Below are 6,915 nucleotides of genomic sequence, written 5' to 3'. Positions count from 1 at the left end.
GCGTTACGCCGCCTTGACGATGTTCCGCAGCACGTACTGCAGGATGCCGCCGTGGCGGTAGTAATCCACCTCGTCCGCTGTATCGATGCGGCAAAGCAGGGTCACATCCTTGGTCGAGCCGTCCGCGTAAGTGATCTTGCACAGCACGTCCATGCGCGGGGTGATGCCGTCGGCAATGCCCGTGATGTCGAACTTTTCCGTGCCTTTCAAACCCAGGGTCTCGCGGTTCTCACCGTCCTTGAACTGCAGCGGCAACACACCCATGCCCACAAGGTTGGAGCGGTGGATACGCTCGAAGCTCTCGACGATGACCGCCTTGACGCCCAGCAGGCGGGTGCCCTTGGCCGCCCAGTCGCGGCTGGAGCCGGTGCCGTATTCCTTGCCGCCGATGACGACGAGCGGCACGCCCTCCTTCTCGTAGCGCATGGCGGCGTCGTAGATCGCCATCTGCTCACCGGAGGGATAATGCACTGTGTAGCCGCCGGACACGCCATCCACCATCTCGTTCTTCAGGCGGATATTGGCGAAGGTGCCGCGCATCATGACTTCATGATTACCGCGCCGTGCGCCATAGGCGTTGAAGTCCACTGGACGGACCTGCCGTTCACGCAGATAGTCACCCGCCGGGCCGTCCGACTTGATGGAGCCGGCCGGTGAGATGTGGTCGGTCGTGATGCTGTCGCCGAGGATGGCCAGCTCGCGGGCATTGCCGATGTCCGCCAGAGCGCCCGGCTCCTTCGTCATGCCCTTGAAGTAAGGCGGGTTCTGGACGTAGGTCGAGCCGTCGTTCCAGTTGTAGGTCAGGCTGCCGGTGGTCTGCACCGCCTGCCATTCCGCCGAGCCCTCGAACACGTTGGCATAGCGTTTCTGGAACATCTCGCGGCTGAGACCGGCCTTCAGGATCTCGCTGATCTCCTGATTGGTCGGCCAGATATCCTTCAGGTAAACCGGGTTGCCGTCCGGATCCTCGCCAAGCGCGTCCTTGTAGAGATCCACGTTCATGTTACCGGCGATGGCATAGGCGACAACCAGCGGCGGCGAGGCGAGATAGTTCGCCTTGACGTGCGGGTTCACCCGGCCCTCGAAATTCCGGTTTCCGGACAGCACGGAGGTCACGACCAGATCGCCCTTCTCCACCGCCTCGGCGATGTGAGAGTCAAGCGGACCGGAATTGCCGATGCAGGTGGTGCAGCCATAACCGACCAGGTTGAAGCCAAGCTTGTCCAACTCGACCTGCAGGTTGGCCTTTTCGAGATAATCGGTGACGACCTGGGAGCCCGGTGCGAGCGAGGTCTTCACCCACGGCTTCACCGTCAGGCCCTTGGCCGCCGCGTTCCGGGCAACGAGGCCGGCGGCGATCATTACTGTTGGGTTGGACGTGTTGGTGCAGGAGGTAATGGCGGCAATCACCACGTCGCCGTCATCCAGCGCGTAATCATGCCCCTCGACCGGGATCGAGCGCGGCGAGACACCACCGGCAAGATCCTTGAAGGCCTTGGCGAATTCCGGAGCGGATTCGGTCAGCAGAACACGGTCCTGCGGACGCTTCGGCCCGGCAATCGACGGCACCACGGTGCCGAGATCAAGCGACAGGGTGTCCGTGAAGACCATTTCCTGCGCATCGTCCCGCCACATGCCCTGGGCCTTGGAATATTCCTCCACCAGCGCGATCCGGTCATCTTCGCGGCCGGTCAGCTTCAGGTAGTTGAGGGTCTCTTCGTCGATCGGGAAATAGCCACAGGTGGCACCATATTCCGGAGCCATGTTGGCGATGGTCGCCCGATCCGCGAGAGACAGATGGGCAAGGCCCGATCCGTAAAATTCGACGAACTTGCCGACCACGCCCTTCTTCCGGAGCATCTGCACCACGATCAGCACCAGATCGGTCGCCGTCGCACCTTCCGGCAGCTTGCCGGTCAGCTCGAAACCAACAACTTCCGGGATCAGCATGGAGACAGGCTGGCCGAGCATGGCCGCTTCCGCCTCGATACCGCCCACGCCCCAGCCGAGCACGGCCATGCCGTTCACCATGGTGGTGTGGCTGTCGGTGCCGACCAGCGTGTCCGGATAGGCAATCGTCTTGCCGTCCTCGTCCTTGGTCCAGACGGTCTGGGCCAGATGCTCCAGGTTGACCTGGTGGCAAATGCCGGTTCCCGGCGGGACAACGCGGAAGTTGCGGAATGCCTTGGAGCCCCAGCGCAGGAACTCGTACCGCTCGCCGTTCCGCTCGAACTCCAACTCGACGTTTTTCTTGAACGAGTCGGGACCACCGAACGCATCCACCATGACCGAGTGATCGATCACAAGGTCGACGGGGGATAGCGGATTGATCTTTTCCGGATCCCCGCCGAGTTCGGTCATCGCGTCGCGCATGGCGGCGAGATCGACCACGGCCGGAACGCCGGTGAAGTCCTGCATCAGGACCCGGGCCGGGCGGTAGGCGATTTCGCGGGAGGACTTCTTGTTTTTCACCCATTCGGACAGCGCCTTGACGTCGTCCAGGGTCACCGTGCGCCCGTCTTCGTAACGCAACAGGTTTTCCAGCAGCACTTTCAGCGAGTGCGGAAGTTTGCGAATCTCCGGAAAACCGGCATCCGCCATGGCTTCGAGGCTGTAATAATCATAGCTTTTCCCGGCCGCCTTGAGCGTACGTCGGGTTTTCAGGCTGTCTTGGCCAGCAGTCACTTTCATCTCCTATTTGAGCTCGGTGATGACGGCCGCCCGAGGAGCGCCTCGGTCCGGTCTCTCCCAATTAACTTTTTTGGCGCGGGTGGAGAGCGCTCCGAAACGCGCACCTTTTATATAGGAAACTCCACCGGAAAGTACCAGTGAACAGTGTTCAGGCGCCCCTGAGATTTTGCGAAATTCAGTTCCGCAAATTGCAAAAATCAAAATTATCTTGTTGACCTTGGAACGAGTGCATCCAAAAATCGGCACCGATGACGAGGTCCGGCGCAATGTCGCCAGACCCGGAAATAACAAATGGTCCGAAGCTGATCATCCGCGGCAAACGTGGAGGTCAAGGGCCAGGACAGACAGGGAGGAACGGCTCGCGGCAACACGCCACGAGTGTATCCACAGCTATAATCCATAGCAGAGCTCCGTCTGCGCCTGCCCGGTTTCGGCCCGAGTAATAGGGACGGAAAATGGCGTACGAATATCCGGACGCTTCGGTTTACGACACGTTGCCGAAGCTCCTCCGCTTCAATGCGGAACGTTTTCCCAATGATGTTGCACTGCGCGAGAAGGATTTCGGTGTCTGGGCCGAATTCACCTGGGCCGAGTATCTCGAGCGGGTCCGTAATCTCGCGCTTGCCCTGAGTGAAGCCGGTCTGGTCAAGGGCGATGTCTTCTCCATCATCGGCGATAACAATGTGGACTGGATCTGCGCCGAACTCGCGGCCCAGTCCGTCGGCGCGATGACCATCGGTTTCTATCGCGACGTGCTGGAAGACGAGATCGCCTATCTCACCGGCTACAGCGCGGCCCGAATGGCCTATGCCGAGGATCAGGAGCAGGTCGACAAGTTCCTCAATCTCGGCGACCGCGCCGGGACGATCGAGAAAATCATCTATTCCAATACGCGCGGCATGCGGAAATTCGACGACCCGCGCATCGTCAGCTTCGACGATCTGGTTGCCCGTGGCGCCGAGATCCATGCCGCCTCGCCGGAATTGTTCGACCAGATGGTCGACAATGTGACGGGCGAGGATATCGCCATTCTCTGCACCACCTCGGGCACCACCTCCAATCCGAAGCTGGCGGAGCTGCCGCACGGCAACTTTGTCCGTCACACCCAGCTTTACCTGAAGACAGACCCCAAGGACGCGACGGACGAATATGTCTCCGTGCTGCCGATGCCCTGGATCATGGAGCAGGTCTATACCATCGGCTTCGGCCTGAATTCCCGCATGAAGGTGAGTTTCCCGGAGAGCGAGGAAACCGCGATGCACGACCTGCGCGAAATCGGCCCGACCTTCATGCTGTTGGCACCGCGCGTCCTGGAACAGATCGCGGCCGACATGCGGGCCCGGGTGATGGATGCGGGACCACTGACCCAGTGGATATTTGACAAGGGTGTCCAGCTCGGCCGCGAGGCCGTGGAAAAAGGCGGCAAATCCTGGCTGGCCGAAGTCGCTCTGTTCGGCGCCCTGCGCGACCGGCTCGGCTTCGCCAATGTGCGCTCCGCCGCCACCGGCGGCGCCGCGATGGGCCCCGACACCTTCAAACTGTTCCTTGCCATGGGCGTGCCGCTGAAACAGCTCTATGGCCAGACCGAACTGCTCGGCGCCTATACCCTGCAGGACGGCAAGGAAATCGATGTCGATACGGTAGGCGTGCCCTTCGAAGGCTGCGAGGTGAAGATCATCGATGCCGATAGCGACGGTGTCGGCGAGATCATCACCCGGCACCCGAACATGTTCCGCGGCTTCCACAAGAACGAGGAAGCCACCAGGGAAGACATGAAGGACGGCTGGATGCATACCGGTGATGCCGGTTTCTTCGACACCAAGGGCCGGCTCACGGTGATCGACCGGGTAAAGGATATCGCCCAGACCCGCACCGGCACGAAGTTTTCACCTCAATACATTGAGAACAAACTGAAATTCTCGCCCTATATCGGCGAGGCGGTGATCCTCGGGGCCGGACAGGACTATCTGACGGCGATCATCTGCGTGCGCTTCTCCATTGTCTCTAAATGGGCGGAGAAAGCCCGCATCCCGTTCACCTCCTATACCAACCTCTCGGACCGGCCAGAAATCTACGCACTGGTCCGAGACGAGATCGCCCATGTGAACGAAAGTCTTCCGGACACCCAGAAAGTCCGGAAGTTCCTGCTTCTTTATAAGGAGCTGGACGCGGATGACGGCGAGCTGACGCGCACCCGCAAGGTCCGCCGCAGCGTCATTTCCGAGCGTTATGGTCCGATCATCGAAGCGCTGTACGGCGATGGCGAGAGGGCGGAAATGAATTCCGAGGTGACGTTCGAGGATGGCCGCAAAGGCAATATCCAGGCGTCCATGCACATCATGCAAGTCGACGGCGCCGCAGCGCCGGCAATGAAAAAGGCAGGCTGATCCGTGGCTGAAGCACAAGTAATAGAGACTGGCGGGAGGGATCTTCCCTCCGGCGGCGTCGATACGCGGATCATCGGAGATCCGGTCCTCGCGGTTGAAAACATCGTGGTGAAATTCGGCGGGGTAACCGCCATCAATGATGTCAGCTTTGACGTCCGAAAGGGCGAGATCAGGGCAATCATCGGCCCGAACGGGGCCGGGAAATCGTCGATGCTGAATGTCCTGAACGGCTTCTACAAGCCGCGCTCGGGGCAGATCCACTTTGCCGGCAAGACCTTCCCGTCCATGGATCCATATTTCGCCGCCTCGAACGGTATCGCCCGGACTTTCCAGAACATCGCCCTGTTCCGCGGCATGAGCACGCTCGACAACCTGATGACCGGGCGTCTGCTGAAGATGAAGTCCAACTTCTTCTGGCAATGCCTCTATTTCGGCCCGGCCCAGAAGGAAGAGCTAGCAAATCGGGAACATGTGGAAAAGGTGATCGACTTTCTGGAGATCCAGCCGATCCGCCGCACGCCCGTCGGCCGCCTGCCCTACGGGTTGCAGAAGCGGGTCGAACTCGGCCGCGCTCTGGCGATGGATCCCGATATCCTCCTGCTCGACGAGCCGATGGCCGGCATGAATGTCGAGGAGAAGGAGGATATGTCCCGCTTCATCATGGATGTGAACGAGGAGTTCGGCACCACCGTGGTCCTGATCGAACATGACATGGGCGTGGTCATGGACCTGTCCGACCGTGTCGTCGTGCTGGATTACGGCAGCAAGATCGCCGATGGCACGCCCGACGAGGTCCGCGCCAACCAGAATGTCATCGATGCCTATCTCGGCGTCAGCCACGAATAGCGCGCTGCGCCACGGGAGATCGTACAGTGGAGTTTCTACACTCTTTAATGGTTCAACCGTTCGTCGACATGGCGACCGAGCCTGCCTTTCTCATCGAAACCGTCATCAAGGGGCTGATGACCGGCGTACTTTATTCGCTCGTCGCCCTCGGCTTCGTCCTTATTTTCAAGGCATCGGGCGTCTTCAACTTCGCCCAGGGCGTGATGGCCCTTTTCGCCGCCCTCACCCTCACCGGTCTGATGGAAATGATGGAGGGCACGGGCCTGCCGAAAGCAGCCATCGTGATCCTCGCCATTCTCGCCACCATCGTGGTGATGATCCTGCTCGCGATCGTTATCGAACGGTTTGTGCTCCGGCCATTGGTGAACCAGGAACTCATCATCCTGTTCATGGCGACCCTCGGGCTATCCTACGTGCTGGAAGGCGTCGGCGATCTGCTCTGGGGCAGTGATGTGAAAGTTCTGGATATCGGCCTGCCGACCGACATCTGGGACATCAATGGCGTCTTTATCGAACAACTCGACGTCACCGCGGCCATCGCAGCCGGCTCATTGGTGGCTGTCCTTGCCCTGTTCTTCACCAAAACCCGGATCGGACGCGCCCTTCGCGCCGTTGCCGACGATCACCAGGCGGCTCTCTCCGTCGGTATCTCGCTGCAGCAGATCTGGGTCATCGTCTGGTCCGTGGCGGGGATTGTCGCGCTCGTTGCCGGCATCATGTGGGGCAGCAAGTCCGGTGTGCAGTTCAGCCTGTCGCTGATCGCCCTCAAGGCTCTCCCCGTTCTCATTCTCGGCGGCTTTACCTCTATCCCGGGCGCCATTGTCGGCGGTCTCATCATCGGGCTTGGGGAAAAGATCGTCGAAGTCTTCTGGTACAGCGTCCATGGCGGTGCCGTGGAAAACTGGTTCGCCTTCATGCTGGCCCTCGCCTTCCTGATGTTCAGGCCGCAGGGACTGTTCGGCGACAAGATCATCGAAAGGGTTTAAGTCCA

The 6,915-nt window shown here is 60.3% G+C and carries 4 protein-coding genes; 3 read left to right on the top strand and 1 reads right to left on the bottom strand.

Annotated elements, in window-relative coordinates; genetic code table 11:
• Window positions 1-3 precede the first annotated feature (3 nt).
• Complete coding sequence (gene acnA, locus AAC126_RS21150; protein ID WP_339857269.1) at window positions 4-2,685, bottom strand: aconitate hydratase AcnA; 2,682 nt, start codon at window positions 2,683-2,685, stop codon at window positions 4-6.
• A gap of 461 nt (window positions 2,686-3,146) precedes the next feature.
• On the opposite strand from acnA, the gene AAC126_RS21145 reads away from it, so the two are divergent.
• From AAC126_RS21145 to AAC126_RS21135, 3 genes are all read left to right on the top strand, one after another.
• Entirely contained in the window at window positions 3,147-5,078 is a 1,932-nt protein-coding gene (locus AAC126_RS21145; RefSeq protein WP_339857267.1) for an AMP-binding protein, read from the top strand.
• Window positions 5,079-5,147: 69 nt separating this feature from the next.
• The gene (locus AAC126_RS21140) at window positions 5,148-5,924 is read left to right on the top strand and encodes an ABC transporter ATP-binding protein (RefSeq protein ID WP_339857271.1); all 777 of its coding nucleotides are present in this window, start codon (window positions 5,148-5,150) and stop codon (window positions 5,922-5,924) included.
• Between the two features lie 47 nt (window positions 5,925-5,971).
• Window positions 5,972-6,910 (top strand): branched-chain amino acid ABC transporter permease, encoded by a 939-nt coding sequence (locus AAC126_RS21135; protein WP_339857266.1) that lies wholly within the window; start codon window positions 5,972-5,974, stop codon window positions 6,908-6,910.
• Window positions 6,911-6,915: the final 5 nt, after the last annotated feature.

Source organism: uncultured Nisaea sp. (assembly GCF_963974195.1).
Lineage (GTDB): Bacteria > Pseudomonadota > Alphaproteobacteria > Thalassobaculales > Thalassobaculaceae > Nisaea.
Note: the sequence above shows the minus strand (reverse complement) of the source record. Positions and strands in the feature narration are given on the sequence as shown.